This is a genomic window from Monashia sp. HAY1-11D, from assembly GCF_056868035.1.
In genome coordinates this window covers 4488880-4507780 of record NZ_CP200320.1, presented here as the reverse complement: position 1 = coordinate 4507780, position 18901 = coordinate 4488880, and the positions used below count along the sequence as shown (strand labels likewise).

At 72.8% G+C, this 18901-nt stretch carries 16 protein-coding genes and 1 other RNA gene; 12 read left to right on the top strand and 5 right to left on the bottom strand.

Annotation, left to right across the window (positions count from 1 at the left end; translation table 11 throughout):
* Positions 1 to 23 precede the first annotated feature (23 nt).
* The 6 genes from ftsE (at position 24) to AC1VM9_RS20800 (ending at position 6277) form a co-directional block, all read left to right on the top strand.
* On the top strand, positions 24 to 1034 hold the full coding sequence (gene ftsE / locus AC1VM9_RS20825; protein ID WP_481345283.1) for a cell division ATP-binding protein FtsE: 1011 nt from the start codon (positions 24 to 26) through the stop codon (positions 1032 to 1034).
* A 12-nt stretch (positions 1035 to 1046) separates the two neighbouring features.
* Positions 1047 to 1952 carry a permease-like cell division protein FtsX gene (gene ftsX / locus AC1VM9_RS20820; RefSeq protein WP_481341274.1) on the top strand — a complete coding sequence of 302 codons (906 nt, stop codon included), beginning with the start codon at positions 1047 to 1049 and terminating at the stop codon, positions 1950 to 1952.
* Between the two features lie 85 nt (positions 1953 to 2037).
* Complete coding sequence (locus tag AC1VM9_RS20815) at positions 2038 to 2664, top strand: hypothetical protein (RefSeq protein WP_483123885.1); 627 nt, start codon at positions 2038 to 2040, stop codon at positions 2662 to 2664.
* Positions 2562 to 3551 carry a M23 family metallopeptidase gene (locus tag AC1VM9_RS20810; RefSeq protein ID WP_483123883.1) on the top strand — a complete coding sequence of 330 codons (990 nt, stop codon included), beginning with the start codon at positions 2562 to 2564 and terminating at the stop codon, positions 3549 to 3551. Before AC1VM9_RS20815 ends, AC1VM9_RS20810 begins: the two co-directional genes overlap by 103 nt.
* A 130-nt stretch (positions 3552 to 3681) precedes the next feature.
* The gene (smpB, locus tag AC1VM9_RS20805; protein ID WP_481341272.1) at positions 3682 to 4155 is read left to right on the top strand and encodes an SsrA-binding protein SmpB; all 474 of its coding nucleotides are present in this window, start codon (positions 3682 to 3684) and stop codon (positions 4153 to 4155) included.
* Positions 4156 to 4240: 85 nt separating this feature from the next.
* Complete coding sequence (locus AC1VM9_RS20800; RefSeq protein WP_483123882.1) at positions 4241 to 6277, top strand: DUF2207 domain-containing protein; 2037 nt, start codon at positions 4241 to 4243, stop codon at positions 6275 to 6277.
* Positions 6278 to 6396: 119 nt separating this feature from the next.
* On the opposite strand, the gene AC1VM9_RS20795 is transcribed toward AC1VM9_RS20800, so the two are convergent.
* Positions 6397 to 7227, bottom strand: a complete 831-nt coding sequence (locus AC1VM9_RS20795) for a hypothetical protein (protein WP_481341270.1) — start codon at positions 7225 to 7227, stop codon at positions 6397 to 6399.
* A gap of 308 nt (positions 7228 to 7535) precedes the next feature.
* Between AC1VM9_RS20795 and AC1VM9_RS20790 the strand changes: the two genes are divergently transcribed.
* Positions 7536 to 9218 carry a DNA polymerase domain-containing protein gene (locus AC1VM9_RS20790; RefSeq protein ID WP_483123880.1) on the top strand — a complete coding sequence of 561 codons (1683 nt, stop codon included), beginning with the start codon at positions 7536 to 7538 and terminating at the stop codon, positions 9216 to 9218.
* On the opposite strand, the gene AC1VM9_RS20785 is transcribed toward AC1VM9_RS20790, so the two are convergent.
* A complete protein-coding gene (locus tag AC1VM9_RS20785; protein WP_481345288.1) occupies positions 9156 to 10427 on the bottom strand; it encodes an MFS transporter in 1272 nt (423 codons plus the stop codon). The two genes, AC1VM9_RS20790 and AC1VM9_RS20785, sit on opposite strands and share 63 nt — an antisense overlap.
* A 52-nt stretch (positions 10428 to 10479) precedes the next feature.
* On the opposite strand from AC1VM9_RS20785, the gene AC1VM9_RS20780 reads away from it, so the two are divergent.
* Complete coding sequence (locus AC1VM9_RS20780; RefSeq protein ID WP_481345289.1) at positions 10480 to 11316, top strand: winged helix-turn-helix transcriptional regulator; 837 nt, start codon at positions 10480 to 10482, stop codon at positions 11314 to 11316.
* On the opposite strand, the gene AC1VM9_RS20775 is transcribed toward AC1VM9_RS20780, so the two are convergent.
* Complete coding sequence (locus AC1VM9_RS20775; RefSeq protein ID WP_481345290.1) at positions 11291 to 11620, bottom strand: biotin/lipoyl-containing protein; 330 nt, start codon at positions 11618 to 11620, stop codon at positions 11291 to 11293. The two genes, AC1VM9_RS20780 and AC1VM9_RS20775, sit on opposite strands and share 26 nt — an antisense overlap.
* Positions 11621 to 11788: 168 nt before the next feature.
* Here AC1VM9_RS20775 and ssrA point away from each other — a divergent pair.
* The 3 genes from ssrA to AC1VM9_RS20760 all read left to right on the top strand — a co-directional run bounded on the left by ssrA (position 11789) and on the right by AC1VM9_RS20760 (position 16966).
* Positions 11789 to 12155, top strand: a transfer-messenger RNA (tmRNA) gene (gene ssrA / locus AC1VM9_RS20770).
* Positions 12156 to 12451: 296 nt separating this feature from the next.
* Positions 12452 to 14692: a helix-turn-helix transcriptional regulator gene (locus AC1VM9_RS20765; RefSeq protein WP_483123879.1), complete on the top strand. Its 2241-nt coding sequence runs from the start codon at positions 12452 to 12454 to the stop codon at positions 14690 to 14692.
* A 297-nt stretch (positions 14693 to 14989) separates the two neighbouring features.
* Positions 14990 to 16966, top strand: a complete 1977-nt coding sequence (locus AC1VM9_RS20760) for a glycoside hydrolase family 13 protein (RefSeq protein ID WP_483123877.1) — start codon at positions 14990 to 14992, stop codon at positions 16964 to 16966.
* Positions 16967 to 17097: 131 nt separating this feature from the next.
* Here the strand turns inward: AC1VM9_RS20760 and trxA are convergent, their stop codons facing one another.
* Together trxA and AC1VM9_RS20750 are read right to left on the bottom strand one after the other, a co-directional pair.
* On the bottom strand, positions 17098 to 17487 hold the full coding sequence (gene trxA, locus AC1VM9_RS20755) for a thioredoxin (protein WP_481343887.1): 390 nt from the start codon (positions 17485 to 17487) through the stop codon (positions 17098 to 17100).
* Positions 17488 to 17642: 155 nt separating this feature from the next.
* Positions 17643 to 18275, bottom strand: coding sequence for an SIMPL domain-containing protein (locus AC1VM9_RS20750; RefSeq protein WP_481345294.1), 633 nt, complete (start codon positions 18273 to 18275; stop codon positions 17643 to 17645).
* A gap of 87 nt (positions 18276 to 18362) precedes the next feature.
* Between AC1VM9_RS20750 and AC1VM9_RS20745 the strand changes: the two genes are divergently transcribed.
* The gene (locus AC1VM9_RS20745; protein ID WP_481343885.1) at positions 18363 to 18719 is read left to right on the top strand and encodes a VanZ family protein; all 357 of its coding nucleotides are present in this window, start codon (positions 18363 to 18365) and stop codon (positions 18717 to 18719) included.
* Positions 18720 to 18901 lie beyond the last annotated feature (182 nt).

Genomic DNA, 18901 nt, shown 5'->3' with positions numbered 1-18901 from the left:
CTCGTAGCGGCCCGCCTGCCGTCGTGCCCGCGCCACCACCGGACGCCGGCAGCCGGGCCACCGCCCAGCCGCAGTCTGCAGGAGCCGAGGCCCGACCGATGATCCTCTTCGAGAACGTCACGAAGACCTACCCGCGGACCACGCGTCCCGCCCTCGACGCGGTCAGCCTCGAGGTCCAGCGCGGTGAGTTCGTCTTCGTCGTCGGCCAGTCCGGGTCGGGCAAGTCGACGATGATGCAGCTCGTCATGAAGGAACAGGACCCGACCGCGGGGCGCATCCTCGTGGCCGGCCGCGAGCTCGACCGGCTGCCCGACCGAAAGGTGCCTGCGCTGCGCCGTGAGATCGGCTGCGTCTTCCAGGACTTCCGCCTCCTGCCGAACAAGACCGTCTTCCAGAACGTCGCCTACGCCCTGCAGGTGCTCGGGAGCAGCCGGTCGCGGATCCGCCAGATCGTCCCCGAGACCCTCGACCTCGTCGGCCTGTCGGGCATGGAGAAGCGTCTGCCGCACCAGCTCTCCGGCGGCGAGCAGCAGCGCGTCGCCATCGCGCGCGCCTTCGTCAACCGACCGGCGATCCTGCTCGCCGACGAGCCCACCGGCAACCTCGACCCCGACACGAGCCTCGGCATCGTCCAGCTGCTCGACCGCATCAACCGCGTCGGCACGACCGTCGTCATGGCCACCCACGACACCGTCACCGTCGACGCGATGCGCAAGCGCGTCATCCGGCTCCGGGACGGCGTCCTCGTCAGCGACATCGAGGCGAGCGACTACACGACCGGCAGCCTGCCCCGGGTCCGGCTCGACGAGACGTCGCGCGCCGAGCAGGTCGCGGCGTCTGCCCCGGCCACGCCCGACGTCGCCGACGGCTGGGACGATGCCGACCCCGACGGCCCCGACGGCCCCGACGGCCTTGACGGCCTTGACGACCCCGACGACAACACGCTCCCGCCCATCGGGCGAGACGCCGACGAGCCACGACCCCGTGGGGGCATCTTCAGGCGGCAGAAGGCCGTCCACACGAGCGAGCGCTGAGCGAGGACCACGATGAGGATCCAGTTCCTGCTCGGTGAGATCGCCAACGGCCTGCGACGCAACGTGTCGATGGCCCTGTCCGTGGTCATCGTCACGATGATCTCGATGTACCTGCTCGGGCTCGGCCTCATGGGCCAGCGTCAGGTCGACACGATGAAGGACTACTGGTACGACCGCGTCCAGGTGACCGTCCTGCTGTGCGCCGAGAAGACGCGGTACACCAACTGCGCCGGCGAGGCCACGACCGACGCCCAGCGTCAGGCCATCAAGGACGAGCTCGAGGCGCTCAAGCCGACGGTCAAGGAGGTCTTCTACGAGTCGCGCGACGAGGCCTTCCAGCGTTTCAAGGACACGTACAAGAACTCGCCGCTGGCCCGGGCGGGGGAGTCGTACTTCGCCGACTCCTACCGCGTCAACCTCAACGACCCCGACAAGTTCGACGTCGTCGCCAGCTCGATCAAGGGCATGCCCGGCGTCGCCGACGTCCAGGACCAGAAGAAGCTCCTCGAGAAGTTCTTCACCTTCATGAACACGGTCTCGTGGGCCGCGATCGCGTTGTCCTCGCTCATGGTCCTCGCGGCCGTCATGCTCATCTCGACGACGATCCGCCAGACCGCCTTCAGCCGGCGCCGCGAGACCGGCATCATGCGGCTCGTCGGTGCCTCGAACTTCACGATCCGCTTCCCGTTCGTCATGGAGACCGTCCTGTCGAGCGTCCTCGGGGCGGTCCTGGCCATGGCGATGCTGTGGGCCACCGTCCGTTACGGCGTCGTCGGCTTCCTCTCGACGACCCTGACGGACACCGCGTTCATCGGGGTGGCCGACGTGTTCTACGTGGCCCCGTTCATCGTCGTGGGCGTCATCGGCCTGGCGACGGTCACGTCTTGGGTCACGCTGCGCCGCTACCTGCGGGTCTGACCAGCGAAGCGCGCACGTCGGCGTCGGGGCGCAATTTGTCCCGAACCTTCCCCATCCGCGGAGGCGTGTGGTACCAATGAAACCTATGTGGCTCAGGAGGCGTTCGGAGAGGGTCCCTGTCGCGACCAAGCTGACGGCCGCGGGACTCGTCGTCGCCTGCACCGTCTCGCTGGCCAGCGCCCTCGTGGCCCGCGCCGACTCCGTCAGCGACCAGAAGAGGCGCAACGACCAGCGCATCGCCTCCCTCGGCCAGCAGCTCGAGGGGACGAACACCAAGCTCGCCGGGGCCTACGTCAACCTCCAGCGCACCAACGCGGCGCTGCCCGTGGCCCAGCAGCGCGTGGCGTCGGCACTCGCGGCACAGGCCAGGGCGGTCAGCGCGCAGCAGGCCGCCGAGGCCACCGAGCAGCGCGCCATCGCCGCCGAGGCCGCGGCCCGCGCCCACAACGACGAGGTCGCCCAGAAGCTGGCCGTGGCCAAGGCCAACGAGGCCCGCGCCACCGAGCGGCTCGCCAAGGCTCGACCCAGCTCACGACGAGCCAGGATGCCCTCGACGCGTACGCCGCCGAGGTCTTCCAGGGCTCGGACCAGCAGTCCCAGCTCGGCCTCGTGTTCGGGGCCACCTCGCCGCAGGACTTCGCCGACAAGCTCGTCATGGCCGACACGGCCTCGACCGTCGCGAGCGACACCATCGACGCCCTCGCCGCGATGACCGTCGACAACACCTCGACGCAGGCCTACCTCACCTCCGTCCGCGGCGAGATCACCGAGCTCAAGCACCAGGCCGAGATCGCGCTGCGCAACGCCGAGTCCGCGTCGGCCGCCGCGACGCAGGCCCGCAACCAGGCCGTCGTGGCGAAGAACAACGCCGTGACCGCCGCGCAGAACGCGGCGGCGGCCAAGGCGTCCCTGGACTCCCTCAAGCAGCGGCAGGTGGCCTACGCCGCGGACCTCAAGGAGCAGCAGGCCAACGAGGCGGCCGACCTCGCGGCTGCTCGGGCGGAGTCCGCCCGCCTGCAGGCGATCCTCGTCGAGCGGGCCCGCCAGGCCAAGATCCGCGAGCAGCAGCGCCTGGCGCGACTGCGGGCGGAGCGCGCGGCGAAGATCCGGGCCGAGCGGGCCAAGGCGGCCGCCGCCAAGAAGCGCGGCCACCACTACACGCCGCACATCCCGCCCCCCGTGAGCACCGGTGACTCGACGCCGTCGAACTACCTGTCCTACCCGGCCAACGGCCCCACGACGTCCGGCTTCGGGATGCGCTGGCACCCCGTGCTGCACAAGTGGATGCTCCACGACGGCCTCGACTGGGGCATCCCCTGCGGCACGCCCGTCTACGCGGCCGCGCCGGGCGAGATCATCCGGGCCGGCTGGCGCGCGAGCGGCTGGGGCAACCAGGTGGTCATCGACCACGGCATCCACCGCGGGGTCGACCTCGTGACGACGTACAACCACCTGACGAGCATCGTCCGGTTCGGCGGCTCGGTGAAACGCGGCCAGCTCATCGCCTACTCGGGCACGACCGGCTACTCGACCGGGTGCCACCTGCACTTCGGTGTCTACGAGGACGGCACCCCGGTCAACCCCCGCATCTGGCTCTGACCCACCTCGTCCAGAGGTCCATCGGCGGCGCGTCGCAAACCCGCTCGGTGGTGACCGGCCGGCCGGGGTAGCGTTGGTCCGCCGTCGCGTCCTGCGGCGCACCCCGGTCGACGAGTGGAAGGACGGTCCGGTGCCCAAGGAGAAGGGGCGGTCGCTCATCGCGAGCAACCGCAAGGCGCGCCACGACTACCTCATCGAGGACACGTTCGAGGCCGGCATCGTGCTCTCCGGCACCGAGGTCAAGGCACTGCGGATGGGCCGGGCCTCGCTCGTCGACGGTTTCGCGATGTTCACCGGCGACGAGCTCTACCTCGAGAACGTGCACATTCCCGAGTACCTCAACGGCACGTGGAACAACCACGCGCCACGCCGCAAGCGCAAGCTGCTCCTGCACCGCTCCGAGCTGGAGAAGATCGCCCACAAGACCCGCGAGAGCGGGCGCACCATCGTGCCGCTGTCCCTCTACTTCAAGGACGGCCGCGCCAAGGTCGAGATCGCCCTCGCCACCGGCAAGAAGGCCTACGACAAGCGTCACGCGCTGCGCGAGCGGCAGGACCGGCGCGAGGCCGAGCGTGCCATGAGCGCCGCCAACCGCCGTCGCTGACCCGGGCGCCCCGCCGCCGGGAACCACTGCCGCGTCCGCCGCGTCGGGTGACAGGATGCACTCAGGCCCGACCGGTGGAGGAGCGATGCAGGGATCGACGAACGAGCATGCCGCAGGGCGCCGACCGGCCCTGACGCGCGGCACCCTCCTCGCGCTCCTCGGGCTCCTCGGGGCCGCCGTCCTGCTCGTCCTCGGGCCGGCGACGGCGGCCCACGCCGTCGGCGACGAGGGCATGACCTCGTTCGCGGCGGACTACGACCTGCAGGCCGACGGCAGCATGAAGGTCACCGAGACCATCCAGTGGCGGTTCCCGAGCGGCGAGCAGAAGCACGGCATCTTCCGCGACGTCGTCGTGCGGATGGGCTGGAACGACGACCCGGGCCGCTACCGCTACTACGACCTCACCGACGTCGCCGTCTCGAGCCCGACCGGTGCGCCGGACGCCTTCCGCGTCAGCGACAACGGCGCGGCCAAGGAGATCCGCATCGGCAGCGCGGACGCGTACACGAGCGGCACGCAGGTCTACGTCGTTCGCTACACGCTGCACGACGTGCTCAACCCGATCCGTGCGGACGGCTCGCCCGCGACCGACGGCCAGGGCGCCAGCACCGTCGAGCTGTACTACAACGTCTTCGGAGCGAACGAGACCACCCCGCGCGACGCCGTGCGGATCACGGTCACCGCGCCGGCGGCCGCCACCAAGGTCGGCTGCTTCAAGGGGGAGACGCGCTCGGACGCGGCGTGCCAGAGCCTGCCGGGTGACCCCGCGACGTTCTCGGCCTCCCGGCTCGGGCCGGGTGATGCCATGACGGTCCTCGCGTCGTATCCCGCCACGGCCTTCGGACGCGTCCTTCCCGACGTGCGGCAGGGCGACGCCGCCTCGTCCATCGGCTCCGACGCGGCCCCGGCCGCCAACGCGGCCGCGTGGGTCGGGGGAATCGCTGCGCCCGTCATCGCGCTCGCGGTCATGGGCACCCTGGTGTGGACGCGGGGCCGGGACGAGCGCTACGCGGACATGACACCGGGCCTGACACCGGCCCTGACACCGGGCCTGACACCGACGCCCACCTTGGCGGCGCGCCCGACCTCCGGGACGGGCGCGACCGGGGACGGCACGACCGTGGCCGCCACGACGCGCCGGGCGGCGGAGACCGTCGCCGTCCAGTTCCAGCCGCCGGCCGGGGTCCAGCCGGGCATGGTCGGCGTCGTCATCGACGAGACCGCCAACCCGATCGACGTCTCCGCCACCGTCATCGACCTCGCGGTGCGGGGCTTCCTGCGCATCGAGGAGACCGAGGGCGGCGGCATGTTCGGCCGCACGGACTGGACGCTCACGCGTCTTCCGGCGCCCGCTGCCGAGCGCCTCCTGCCCTACGAGCGGATGGTCCTCGACGGCATCTTCGGCAGTCGCGGCGACGTCGTTCGCCTGTCCGAGCTGAAGAACACCTTCGCCGACACCCTGCGGTCGATCCAGGCCGAGATGTACCGCGAGGTCGTGCGCCGCAGCTGGTTCCGGTCCTCGCCGCAGGCCCAGCGCGGGCTCTGGCAGGGACTCGGCATCGTGCTGGCCGTCATCGGTGGTCTCCTCCTCTTCTACGGCCGGGCTGCCATCGGCGCCCTGCTCGGCACCGGGTTCAGCGGCGGGTTCGCCCTCGGGGCCGGGCTCGTCGTCGCCGGCGGCATCACGTGGTTCCTCGGCGGCAAGATGGCCGCCAAGACGGCCGAGGGGTCGGCCGTCAACGCCCAGGCGCTCGGCTTCAAGGAGTACCTCGTCACGGCCGAGGCGGGCCAGATCGCCTTCGAGGAGGCGAGCAACATCTTCAGCCGGTACCTGCCCTACGCCGTCGTCTTCGGCGTCGCCGACCGGTGGGCGCGCACCTTCGCCGACGTCGCCCGGGCGGCGGAGGCGGCGAACCAGCCGTTGCTCATGCCCACCTGGTACGTCTGGAGCGGCAGCACCTTCCCCGACTTCACCGGCATCGCCGACGGCGTCGACTCGTTCTCGACGACCTCGACCGGCACCTTCACCTCGACCCCCGGCTCGTCCGGCTCGTCGGGGTTCAGCGGTGGCGGCGGGTTCAGTGGTGGTGGCGGCGGTGGCTCCTCGTCCGGCTCGTGGTGAGGCCCGAGCCCTCGATGCCCTCGATGCCCTCGGCCCTCGATGCCCTCGAGCGGCGCTGAGGCAGGCCAACGAAGGCCGGCGGTCTCCCGCCGGCCCCCGCCGTCCTGCGCGTGCCGTCCTCAGCAGGTGACGCTGAGCGTGAACCGGATGTTCGTCGGGCTGCCCGCCAGGTTGTAGGTGTAGACGGCCACCGTGCTGCCGGACGGGACCGCGCTGGAGATGAACCCGCCCGAGCCGTCGGGGTCGGCGTGGGCCGAGCACGCGCTGACGTCGCGCGCGACCGTGGCGACGTAGACGCCGGTGGCGGTGCGCGAGGAGCCCGTCACCAGGGGCGTGCCCGAGGTGAGCGAGCCGTCGAGCTCGACGTGGGCCTGGATCTGCGGCGTGAAGTACCCGTTGACGTCGATGGCCAGGTGCGCCGGGCCGAGGACGTTCTTGACCGTGACCTTGCCGCCCGTGCCGATCTGCAGGTTGGCCCCGGTCGTGACGTTGACGCCCTTGGCGTAGTAGAGGCTGCCCTGCCCGACGGGCGTGCCGGTCGGGTAGGCGATGAAGGCCCCGTTCGCGTCCGCGGCCGTGGAGGTGATGCGGGCGCTGACGGCGGTCGCGTAGCTCGGGATGCCACAACCGCCGGAGGTGCCGCCCTGCGCCGGGAACCCCGTCGTCCCGGTGATCTGGAAGTCCCGGGTGGCACCGTTGGGGATCTTGCCACCGGCGGTCGCCGTGGCCACGGCACGGCAGTTCTTCAGCGGTACGTAGACCGCCATGGGGTTCGGCTGGGTCGTGGTCGCGAAGGCGGAGCGCGCCGTGACCCCGGTGGCCGCCGTGTCGGCCGGCGACGGCGAGGGGGACGGCGTCGAGCCGGTGACGGCGTTGGCGACGCCGTAGCCACCGCTGGCGGTGGCCAGGGTGAGGGCGGCGGCGACGGCGAGCTTGGCGGTGGTACGCATGGGAGGTCTCCATCCTTGGGTGGGCGCCCGGCAGCGCGCCGACACGCGGTCGCGTCCGGGCAGGGAGCGCGGGCGCCGGGTCGGTCGCGCAGACCCCTGTGGCGGCTCCTGACGGTCAGCCCCCGAGACGCGACGCTCGCGCCACTCAGTGCTGCACCCCCCTCGCCGTGATACATGGCGCGTCTCGCCCCAGTCGACGCTCGCCGTGCCGGCGGCCCGGGCGGGACTGACGGAGGGGCGCCGGCGGCCCGGGCGGCACGGGGGCACGGGCCCCGCGGCACCGGGGCGCGATCGGGTACGGGCGGGGCATGGCGGCCAGCAGCGACGCGTCGAAGGAGGGTCGGCGACGTCGCGACGCGCTCGCGCCGTACCGCCGCAAGCGCGACTTCACGCGCACGCCGGAACCCGCGGGCGACCCGGGCCCCGAGGTGGCCGGCGCTGCCCCCGGCACGGCCGGCGAGGCAGGCGACGATCGCGACGGGGGACGCCGCCGACGGTTCGTCGTCCAGCGGCACCGTGCACGTCGACTCCACTACGACCTGCGGTTCGAGATCGACGGGGTGCTCGTCAGCTGGGCCGTGCCGAAGGGCCCGACCCTCGACCCCGACGTGCGCCGGCTCGCGGTCCACGTGGAGGACCACCCGCTGGAGTACGAGGTCTTCGAGGGCGTCATCCCCGCCGGGGAGTACGGCGGGGGCGACGTCATCGTGTGGGACCGGGGAACCTGGGAGCCGGTCGGCACCGACGATCCCGCCCGTGCCGTGAGCGACGGGGACTTCCACGCCGAGCTGTACGGGGAGCGCCTGCGCGGCCGGTTCGCCCTCGTGCGCAGCGGGTCCGACCGGGACCGCGACCAGTGGCTGCTGCTGCACAAGCACGACCGGTCCGCCGTTCCCGGCTGGGACGCGGAGGACCACCCGACGTCGGTCCTCACGGGGCGGACCAACGAGCAGGTGCGGGCCGACCCGGAGCGGCTCTGGCGCTCCGACCTGCCGGCCGGTGAGGCGTCCGTCGAGCTCGGCCCGTTCGGGGGAGCGGCGGCCGGGCCGACGGACGAGGAGCTGGACGCCCTCGAGGGCCTCGGTCGCGAAGGGCACTGGACGGTCTTCGGCCGGCGCCTGCGCGTCACCAACCTCGACAAGGAGCTCTTCCCGCCACGCGCGGGCGAGCCCGCCGTCACCAAGCGCGAGCTGCTCGCCTACACCGCGCGCATCGCCCCGGTCGTGCTTCCGTACCTGCGCGGCCGTGCCCTCAACCTGCACCGGTACCCGGATGGTGCGGCGGCACCGGGCTTCTGGCACAAGGCGGTTCCGGACAAGGCGCCGGCCTGGCTGCCGCGTTGGGACAACCCCGCAGCGGAGGGCGACGAGACGCGGACCTACCTCGTCGTCGACGAGCCGGCCGCGCTCGTGTGGGCGGCCGGGTTCGGTGGTCTCGAGTGGCACCCGTGGACCTCGCGGACCGACGCACCGGACCGGCCCACGTACGCCCTGTTCGACATCGACCCGGGCCAGCACACCTCCTGGGAGCAGGTCGTCGAGCTGGCGCGGCTGCACCGCACCGCCTTCGAGCACCTCGGGGTGCGGGCCTACCCGAAGGTGACCGGCCGTCGCGGCATCCAGGTGTGGGTGCCGATCGCCCGCGGGCCCGACTTCGCCCAGACGCGTCACTGGGTCGAGACGGTGTCGCGCACGGTCGGCCGGGTGGCGCCCGACGTCGTCAGCTGGTCGTGGCACAAGCGCGAGCGCGGCGGCCTGGCCCGGCTCGACTACACCCAGAACGCCGTCAACAAGACCCTCGTCGCGCCCTACAGCCCGCGCGCCGGCGCCGGGGCCCCGGTCTCGGCCCCCATCGCGTGGGACGAGCTCGACGACCCGGACCTGCGACCCGACGCGTTCACGATCCGCACGCTGCCGGCCCGGCTCGAGTCACGGGGCGACCTCTTCCGCGGCGCCCTCCTCGCGGACCAGGCCCTGCCGACGCTGCGCTGAGGCCGCCTCGTCGCCCGGGCGCCGCAGCCTGCCGGAGGCCGCGGCCAGCACGGCGCCCGCCCCGGCGACGACGGCGCAGGCGGGCCACAGCAGGCTCGGTCGCGCGGCGTACAGGGCGCCCCCGAGGGGAGCCGACAGCATCGAGCCGCTCGTCGCCGCAGCGGTGTAGAGGCCCTGGTAGCCACCGACGAGGTGGTCGGGGGCGGCGTCCAGGACGTGCGCGGTGGCCGTGGTCTTGTAGAGGATCTCACCCGCGGTGAGCACGATCATGCCCGTGACGGCGGCCGCGGCGACGCCGACGGTCTGCCAGCCGACGATCGCGAAGCCGGCGGCGACGAGGGCATACCCGGTGGCGATGATCGGCACCGCGGGCCGATGCCGCAGCCACAGCGCCACCGGAACCTCGAGGAGGAGGATGAGGCCGGAACCGAGCGCCACGAGCGCCGTGTAGAGGCCGAGCGGCTGTCCCGAGTCACGCAGGTGCAGGGGCAGCGTCGAGTACAGCTGGCGGTAGACGAGGTCGACGAGCACGGCGCCACAGAGCAGCACGACGAGTGCCCGGTCGGCACGCAGGGCGCGCCACAGTCCCGTGGGCGCGTCGGGAGCGGCGGTCACGGGGGGCTCGTCGGGCAGGAGGCGTGAGGTCACGTGGCGCAGCACCAGGGTCAGGATCCCGTCGACGACGAAGAGGACGTCGAAGCCCGACGCCGCGACGAGGGCGCCCAGGGGCGGGCCGACGACGAACCCCGCGTTCGAGGCGGCGCGGCTCACGGCGACGGCTGGGCGCCGGGAGCCCACCGGCACCGCGAGGGCGGCCAGCGCCCCCTGGCTCACCGCGGCGACGGCTCCGAGGTAGCCGGCCACCGGCATCGTCGCCGCGAGCAGCCACACCGGCTGCCAGGGGATCGTCGCGGTGAGCACGCCGGTGACGCTGGCAGCCCAGAGCAGCGCGCGACGGTGCCCGTACCGGTCGCCGAAGCGGCCGCCGGTGAGGTTGCCGAGGAGCATCCCGACGCCGTTGCTGCCCGCGACGACGCCCGCGGCCACCACGCCGATGCCGCGCGGACCGGTGAGGTAGAGGACGAGGAAGAGCATGAGGAAGCTGCTCGCCGAGCCGACGAACCGGCCGGCGGCGAGGACCCAGACGACGCGGGGCAGCGACCGAAGCGGTGAGGACGCGGAGGAGGGCGCGGACGGCGACGCGGGCACCGTCTCATCAGACCACAGTGAGTATCTTTTGGGAACTGACTAGACTGGGCGAGTGACTCGGCGCCGGACCCGACCCGACGACCCGTGCGGCATCGCGCAGGCCGTCGGTGTCATCGGCGACCCGTGGACGCTCCTCGTGCTCCGCGACGTCGCCGGCGGTCGCACCCGGTTCGACCAGCTCGTCGACGAGACCGGCATCTCGCGCAAGGTCCTGGCCCAGCGGCTCGAGGCGCTCGTCGACGACGGCCTCCTGCACCGCCGTCGCTACACCGACCATCCGCGGCGGCACGACTACGTCCTGACGGCGCGCGGCCGGGGCGCCCTCCCGGTTCTTGCAGCGCTCCAGGACTTCGGCGACACGTGGCTGCTCGGCGACGGGCGCCCGAGCGCCCTCGCCGCCGAGGACTCCACCGAGGCGACGCGCGTCGCCGACCTCGTCGGCCGCCCGGTGCCGGCGCTCGCCGGCCTCGATCCCGTCACCGACGCTCCGCTCACCGTCGTGTACTGCTACCCGGGCACCGGCTTCCCCGGCGCCGACGAGGTGCCCGGCGGCGTCGGCTGCACCCTCGAGTCCTGCACCTACCGCGACCGGCTCGCCGAGTTCGCGGCCGCCGGTGCCGCGGTCGTCGGCGTCTCGACCCAGCGGGCCGGTGAGCAGGCGGACTTCGGGGCCGCGAACCGCATCGCCTTCCCGCTGCTGTCCGACGCCGACCTCGAGCTGACGACGGCGCTGCGCCTGCCCACCTTCCGGGCCGGTGGCACGACGCGGCTGCGGCGACTGACGTTCGTCGTCGACCACGAGCGGGTCGTGCGCGGCACGATCTTCCCGGTGCCCGACGTCACCGGGTCGGTCGAGGAGGCCCTCAGGCTGGTGCGCTCGCTGCACTGAGCACGACGAGCACGTCGCCGCCCGCGACGTGCGCGTGGCGGCCGACCGCGAGGCGCGCGACCGTGCCCGCCACCGGGCTGGTCACCGCGGCCTCCATCTTGGTCGCCTCGATCGTGGCGACGACGCCGCCGGCCTCGACGTGGTCACCGGGGCGCACCGCCGGCACGACGATCCCCCCGAAGGGCGCCCTGACGAGACCGACGGCGGGTTCGTCCGAGGTGTCGACCGAGCCGGCCGCAGCCGGCAGCCACCGCGGTGCGTCCGCCGGGCCGCTGCCCACGGGCGACCGGACCTCGTGTGGCATCGGACCTACCTTCCTGGCTCGTGCGAGGGTGCGTGTCGTGGCCGCAGCCTAGAGGGTGGGGGCCCGGTCCGGGAATGCGATGGCCGTGCGCGACGTTCCTCAGGCATACTGTGGTCTCCCGCGACAGCGGGCGTTGACAAGTGAACAGCGTGATGCGGTCGCCCCCATGGGGGTGATCGGTTTCGACGGTGGTCGACACACCAGGGGAAGCGGGCCGAGGATGCAAGGTCATCTCGTCAACGCTCCTTGCAAACCAATAGGTGCCAATTCCAAGCGCACCGACTTCGCCCTCGCCGCCTGAGCGAGCCTCGAAGTCCGTCAGCCTGAGGTAGTTCCCGACTCAGAGCCTGGCGTCAGCTAGGGAACTTGCTGCGCAGTCATGTCGGGGGGCTGCGCGGGACTCCTTCTCGACTGGGCCTGTCAGGGGACGTGTGCGTGCGAGCCCTGGGGCCGAGAAAGTCCACAGCGCACTGCGCCCGGAGAAGCCCTGGTCTCTCGTCATCGGACGCGGGTTCAATTCCCGCCACCTCCACCCTTCGTGGTGGCCGCATCACGCTGTCCTCGTCAGCAGGAGGGCGCCCCGTTCGCCGGGGCGCCCTCCGTCGTGTCCGGCCACCGGTGGGGCCGGCCACCGGTGCGGGATCCCCGAGTGGCCCTGCCAGCGGGTGCCGCCGACCTAGACTGAGGTTCAGGCCCGCTCCGGGCCTCCGTGCGGCGAAGGGTTCGGACGGCATGCCACGGGTGAAGCCAGCCACCAGAGTGCCTGGTCTGCTCCCTTCGGAGATGACCAGCTTCGTTGGTCGACGACGGGAGATGGCCGAGACCCGACGCATGCTCTCCACCAGCCGCCTGCTCACCCTGACCGGCGTGGGCGGGGTGGGCAAGACGCGGCTGGCGGTGCGGATGGCCTCCGAGCTGCGCCGGACCTTCCCCCACGGGGTGTGGTTCGTCGAGCTGGCCCCCCTCCGCGACCCACAGCTGCTTCCCCACACCGTGGCGAACACGCTGGACCTGCGCCAGGTGTCCGCGGACCCCGCCGCCGACCTCGCGGAGTACCTCGAGGACAAGCGCCTGCTCGTCGTCCTCGACAACTGCGAGCACCTCACCGAGGCGTGCGCGGTGCTCACCAGCAAGCTGCTGGCCGCGGCGCCCGGCCTGCACGTCCTCGCCACGAGCCGGCACGTCCTCGGGGTCGAGGGCGAGCAGATCCTGCCCGTGCCGCCGCTGTCGGCGCCCGAGGACCGCCGTGAGGACCCTGGTGACCCCCGGCGCTACGAGGCCGTCGCGCTGTTCCTCGACCGCGCCACCGCGGTCGCGCCCGACTTCAGGCTGGTGGACGCCAACCGGGCCGCGGTCCTCGAGCTGTGCCGTCGCCTCGACGGCATCCCCCTGGCGATCGAGCTGGCCGCCGTCTGGCTGCGGACCCTCTCGCCGGCACAGATCCTCGACCGGCTCGAGGACCGGTTCGCGCTCCTCAGCTCGGGACGCAGCACGGCACCGCCGCGCCAGCGAGCCCTCGACACCGCCATCGGATGGAGCTTCGACCTCTGCTCACCCGCCGAGCAGGTGCTCTGGGGCCGGCTCTCGGTGTTCGTCGGCGGATTCGACCTCGACGCCGCCGAGGACGTGTGCTCGGGAGACGGTCTGGCCCGCGAGGAGATCCTGGGTCTCGTCGCGGGTCTGGTCAACAAGTCGATCATCACGCGTCAGGACGCCACGAGCCACGAGTCGGCCCGCTTCCAGATGCTCGAGACCGTCCGCCAGTACGGTACGGCCCGCCTCGTCGACGCGGGCGAGCTGCAGGAGATGCGCCGCCGGCACCGCGACCACTACCGCTTGCTCGCCCAGGACTACGGGCGTGACAACTTCAGCCCGCGCCAGGCGGACTGGTTCCTCCGGCTCAGGCGGGAGAACGGCAACATCCGGGCCGCCATCGAGACCTGTCTCGAGAGCCCCGACGAGGCGGCCCTGGCGCTCGACATCGCGGCACCGATGTGGAACTTCTGGTTCGCCGGGTTCCTGCGCGAGGGGCACCGCTACCTCGTCCGGGCTCTCGAGCGGGCTCCCGCCCCGGACCTCCGACGCGCCTATGGGCTGTGGGCCGCGGCCTACCTGTCGATGTTCGCGGGCGAGTTCGACCGGACCCACGAGATGCTCGCCGAGTGCTCGACACTGGCCGAGCAGTTCGACGACGAGCTGCTGCGGGCCCGGATCGACGAGTGCCGCGGTCACGCGGCCATGTACCAGGGGGACCTCGTCGGCGCCTGCGGCTTCCTCGAGCGGGGTCTGAGCCAGTTCCGCGCGGTCGGTGACCCGCTCGGCGAGTTCGACACCCTCGTCCTCCTGTCGGCCGCCACCTTCTTCCTCGAGGACCCGCGCGTCGAGGCCTTCAGCGAGCAGGCCCTCGCCATCGCGGAGCGACACGATGCGCTGTCCTCCAAGGCCTACGGTCTCTGGTGCGTCGGGATCGTCCGGTGGCGCCAGGGCCGGCTCGAGGACGCCCGTCGCGTGCTGCGGGAGTCCATCAGGCTGTTCGAGCCGATGCACGACCTGACGGGGATGAGCTTCGGGGTGCAGGCCCTTTCCTGGTGCGCGGCCCTGGAGTCGCCCGACGACAAGGCAGCCCTGCTGCTCGGGGCGTCGCAGGCGGTGTGGCGGGCCAGCGGCGCCAAGGTCGACGAGACGACGGCCTACGGCATGTTCGACCAACGGTCCGAGGACGCGGTTCGCGAGGCCCTGGGTGACGCCCGCTTCGAGCGGCTCTTCGCCGAGGGGGCCGGCTACTCCCTCGAGCGGGCCCTGGCGCTGGCGTTGCGTGACGGTGAGGAGGCCGACGAGACCGCGGCGGCGTCGACGGGTCCGGCGGCGAGCGGGATCGAGGCGGGGCTGACCCGCCGGGAGCGGGAGATCGCGGGGCTCATCGCCGAGGGCCTCAGCAACAGGCAGATCGCGGCACGTCTCGTCATCTCCAGCCGCACGGCCGAGTCGCACGTCGCGAGCATCCTCAGCAAGCTCGGGCTCACGTCCCGCGGCCAGGTCGCCGGCCGGATGGCCCAGGGCGACCTGCGCTGACCGCCGCCACGGGCGGGGTGTGGCGTCGCGGCCCGTCCCGGAGGGCGCGGCCCGGGCCGGTGGTCCGCATTGGTCCGCGTCGGGAATGTCCGGACTGCGACCACCCACGGGCCCGATCTCCGTACTCATCCCCGTAGTTCTCGGGATGCCCGTCCGCTCGCTCCGGGCGATTCTGAGGGCGTTGGTTAACGCTCACATTCCTCCGAGGCGGCCATGCTCCCCACGTCGACCAGTGCCAGGTACGCGCCTGACGCGCCCGCGCGTCGGGCGCCGCACCCCGAGACATCGGCAGCTGCAGTGGACGGTACATCGAGGGGCAACCACGGCTGGTGGCGGGGAGCCGTCATCTACCAGATCTACGTCCGCAGCTTCCAGGACTCCGACGGCGACGGCATCGGCGACCTCGACGGGGTGCACCAGAGGCTGCCCTACCTGCGCCGCCTCGGCGTCGACGCCATGTGGCTCAACCCGTTCTACCCCTCGCCCCAGCACGACCACGGGTACGACGTCGCCGACTACCTCGCCATCCACCCGGAGTACGGCACGCTGGACAGCTTCGACCGCCTCGTCCGGGACGCCCACCGGCTCGACCTCAAGGTGCTCATCGACGTCGTGCCGAACCACTGCTCGGTCCAGCACCCGTGGTTCACCGCCGCCGTGGCCGCCGGCCGTGGCAGCGTGGAGCGGTCGCGCTTCCACTTCGCGGACGGCCGGGGCAGCAACGGGGAGCTGCCGCCGAACAACTGGCGCTCGATCTTCGGAGGGCCGGCCTGGCAGCGGGTCACGGAGCCCGACGGCACGCCGGGGCAGTGGTACCTGCACACCTTCGCCCCCGAGCAGGCCGACTTCAACTGGCGCCACCCCGACGTCCCGGCGCACTTCGAGGAGGTGCTGCGGTTCTGGTTCGACCGGGGCGTCGACGGACTGCGCATCGACGTGGCCCATGGCCTGCACAAGCGCGAGGGGCTCCCGGACCACGAGCTCGCCCTCGACGACGAGATCACCGGGGACCCGAACAACGCCCACGCCTGGAACCAGCCCGAGGTGCACGACGTCTGGCGCTCCTGGCGCGCGATCGCGGACGGCTACACGGCCGCCACCGGTCGGGAGCGGGTGCTGATCGGCGAGGTGGGAGTCCTGGACGCCGCGGAGCTCGCGGCGTACCAGCGACCGGACGAGCTGCACCAGAGCTTCTTCTTCGAGTTCCTCCGGGCGCCGTGGGACGTCGACGCGCTGCGAGGCGTCATCGACCGGGGCCGCACGACCGTCGCGGGCGCCGGTTCGCCCGTGGCGTGGGTCCTCAACAACCACGACATGCCCCGAGTGGTCACCCGGTACGCGGGCGGGTGGCCGGGCGGCCCCATGGGCGACGTCGAGCTGGGCATCAGGAGGGCCCGTGCGGCCGCGCTGCTCATGCTGGCGCTGCCCGGCTCGGCGTTCATCTACCAAGGCGAGGAGCTGGGCCTGCCGGAGGTGATCGACCTGCCCGAGCACGTGCTGACGGACCCCATGTTCCACCGGACGGCCGGGGTGCGACGGGGCCGGGACGGCTGCCGGGTCCCGCTGCCGTGGGACTCGGCGAGCGGCGCCTGGGGCTTCTCACCGGAGGGCGCGTCTGCGGGCACCTGGCTCCCGCAGCCCGACTGGTTCGGCTACCACGCCGTCGACCGCCAGCTCGAGTCCGGCGAGTCCATGCTGAACCTGTACCGCGAGGCCATCGCCCTGCGCCATCGGGTGCCGGACATCGCCACGGGCGACTTCCGCTGGCTCCGGACGGAGCCCGGCGTGCTGGCCTTCCTTCGCGGCGACGGCTTCGCCTGCGTCGTGAACTGCACGTCCGAGCCCGTGCTCATGCCGGTCGAGGGCCACGTGCTGCACGCAAGCGACCCCGAGGTCGGCGAGAAGCTTCCCCCGACAGTGCCGCGTGGGTGCTCGTCGGGAACGAGCCGGGGACGCGTCATGAGTGACGGCACGCGCCCGCTGGTGCTGGGCTACATCCGTGAGGACGACCTGGCAGGAGAGCGGCTGGTCAGCGCCAGGACGCGTCTCGAGGCCTTCGCCCAGGCCGAGGGCTTCACCCTCGGCACCGTGTTCGTCGAGGGCCACCACAAGGACCCCTGGGCCTTCGACGCCCTCATGGAGCAGGTCCGGCGCGGCGACGAGGCGTGGGCCGTCGTCGTCCCGCACGTCGGCCACCTGGGTCGCGGCCGGGCCCGGGCGCTGCGTGCGCGCCGCGACGGTCACACGACCGTGACCGTGCTCGTGGCCCCCTAGACCGGCGGACCTGGCGTCTGACCCCCCTCCCCATCGACGCCGGGTCCGCCACCTCCTCGCAGAGGCGGGAGACCGGCGACGCCGAGGACGACCCGACAGGCCCGGCTCCGGTGGTCAGCCGGGCCGGTGCGTCACTGCGCGGCGGCGTCGGGGCCGGAGCCCTGCGCGGCGAGCTGCTCCTTGATCGGTGCCATGTCGAGCGCCTTGACCTGCTCGATGACGTTCTGGAGCGCCGACTGGGGCAGGGCCCCCGGCTGGGCGAACACGAGCACGCCCTCCTTGAACGCCATGAGCGTCGGGATCGAGGTGATGTTGGCCGCGGAGGCGAGCGCCTGCTCCGCCTCAGTGTCGACCTTGCCGAACACGATGCCCTCGTTGTCCCCTGTCTGGGACGCCGCGTCGTACACGGGGGCGAACTGGCGGCACGGGCCGCACCACGACGCCCAGAAGTCGACGAGCACGATGTCGTTGTCGAGCACGGTCTTCTCGAAGGTCTCGGCGGTCAGGTCAGTCGTTGCCATGTCGCCTCCAACGAACGAGGGGCCCGAGGTATTCCACCGTCGAACGTCCGCTGCCGGTCCGGCTCCGGCCGCCGGGGTGACGGCGGGGTCGCGCGGCGTCAGGGGCGTCAGGGGCGTCAGGGGCGTCAGGGGAGCGTCACACCGGGTCACCCGGGTCAGGGCGCATCCGTCAGGGTCCACGTCACCGTGACCGACGCCCCGATCTCGAGGTCGCCGCCCTCGACGGGCATGGCGCCGGCCGAGTCCCGGGCCGTCGACGCGAGCCTCATCGCCGACGCCGCCACCGGCACGGCGCCGGTCTCGGCGATGCCCAGGACCCGCCCCAGAGCCGCCCCCGCGAGCGTCGCGTACTGCTCGGCCTTGGCACGCGCGTCGGCGAACGCGGCGTCTCGCGCCCGCGACAGGCCCTCGGCCCGGTCGGAGACGTCGAGCCGCACCTGGTCGACGAGGAGGGCGTTGCCGACCGCCTCGGCCGCTGCCTCGAGCACCTCACCGACGGCCTCGAGCCGCCGCACCGTCAGGCCGAGCCGCTGCTGGGCCGTGAAGCCGACCGGCGTGCCGGTGTTGTCCCAGCGCTGGCTCACCGACGCGTCGAGCGTGCGGATGTCGGCATCGGCGAGGCCGTGGGCGCGGGCCACGCGCCCGACCTCCGCGATGCCGGTGGCAGCACCGGCGAGGGCCGCCGCGACGTCCGGCGCGTCGTGACCGACCCGCAGGTCGAGCCGGACGACGTCGGGGGAGACGCTCGCCCGCCCGGAACCGGTGACCGTGACCGTGCGCCTGCCCATGGTCGCCTCCTCCTCGTCCGCCGCCGGCGTGGTGGTGCCCTGTTCCCGGCGCGGGTCCTTCGCCGAACCTACCTAGACTCCCGTGCCATGACGACCCCCTCGACGCTCGACCGGCGCCCCGCCGTGGTCCTCGCGGCCCTGGCCGTCGCGGTCCAGCTCGCCGTCCTCTACTGGCCCGTCGTCACCGTCGAGGGACCGGTCAGCTGGACCGACAAGGTCGTGCACCTGGTCGTCTTCGCCGTGCCGACGTACGCGCTCGGCCGGGCGACGTCGCCGCGCCTCGCCGTGGCGGTGCTCGCCGGGCACGCACCCGTGAGCGAGGTCGTGCAGCACCTGCTGCTGCCTGGACGTACCGGTGACCCGTGGGACGCCCTCGTCGACCTCGTCGGTGTGGCGGTCGGGGCGCTCGCGCTCGTGGTCAGGGCACGCCGCCGCCGCTGGTAGACTCGTCGCATCCGACTCCGAGGTCTCCTCGGATCACGACGGAGGGGATGGCGCCGGGGATGCCCGGCGGGCAGGCCCGTCCGACGAGGCGACATCCAACCGGAAGCCCGCGCCGACGGCGCGGCCCGGCACCCGACGCGGAGCGGATCCGAACGCCGGACGGCACAGATGCCGGGCACCGG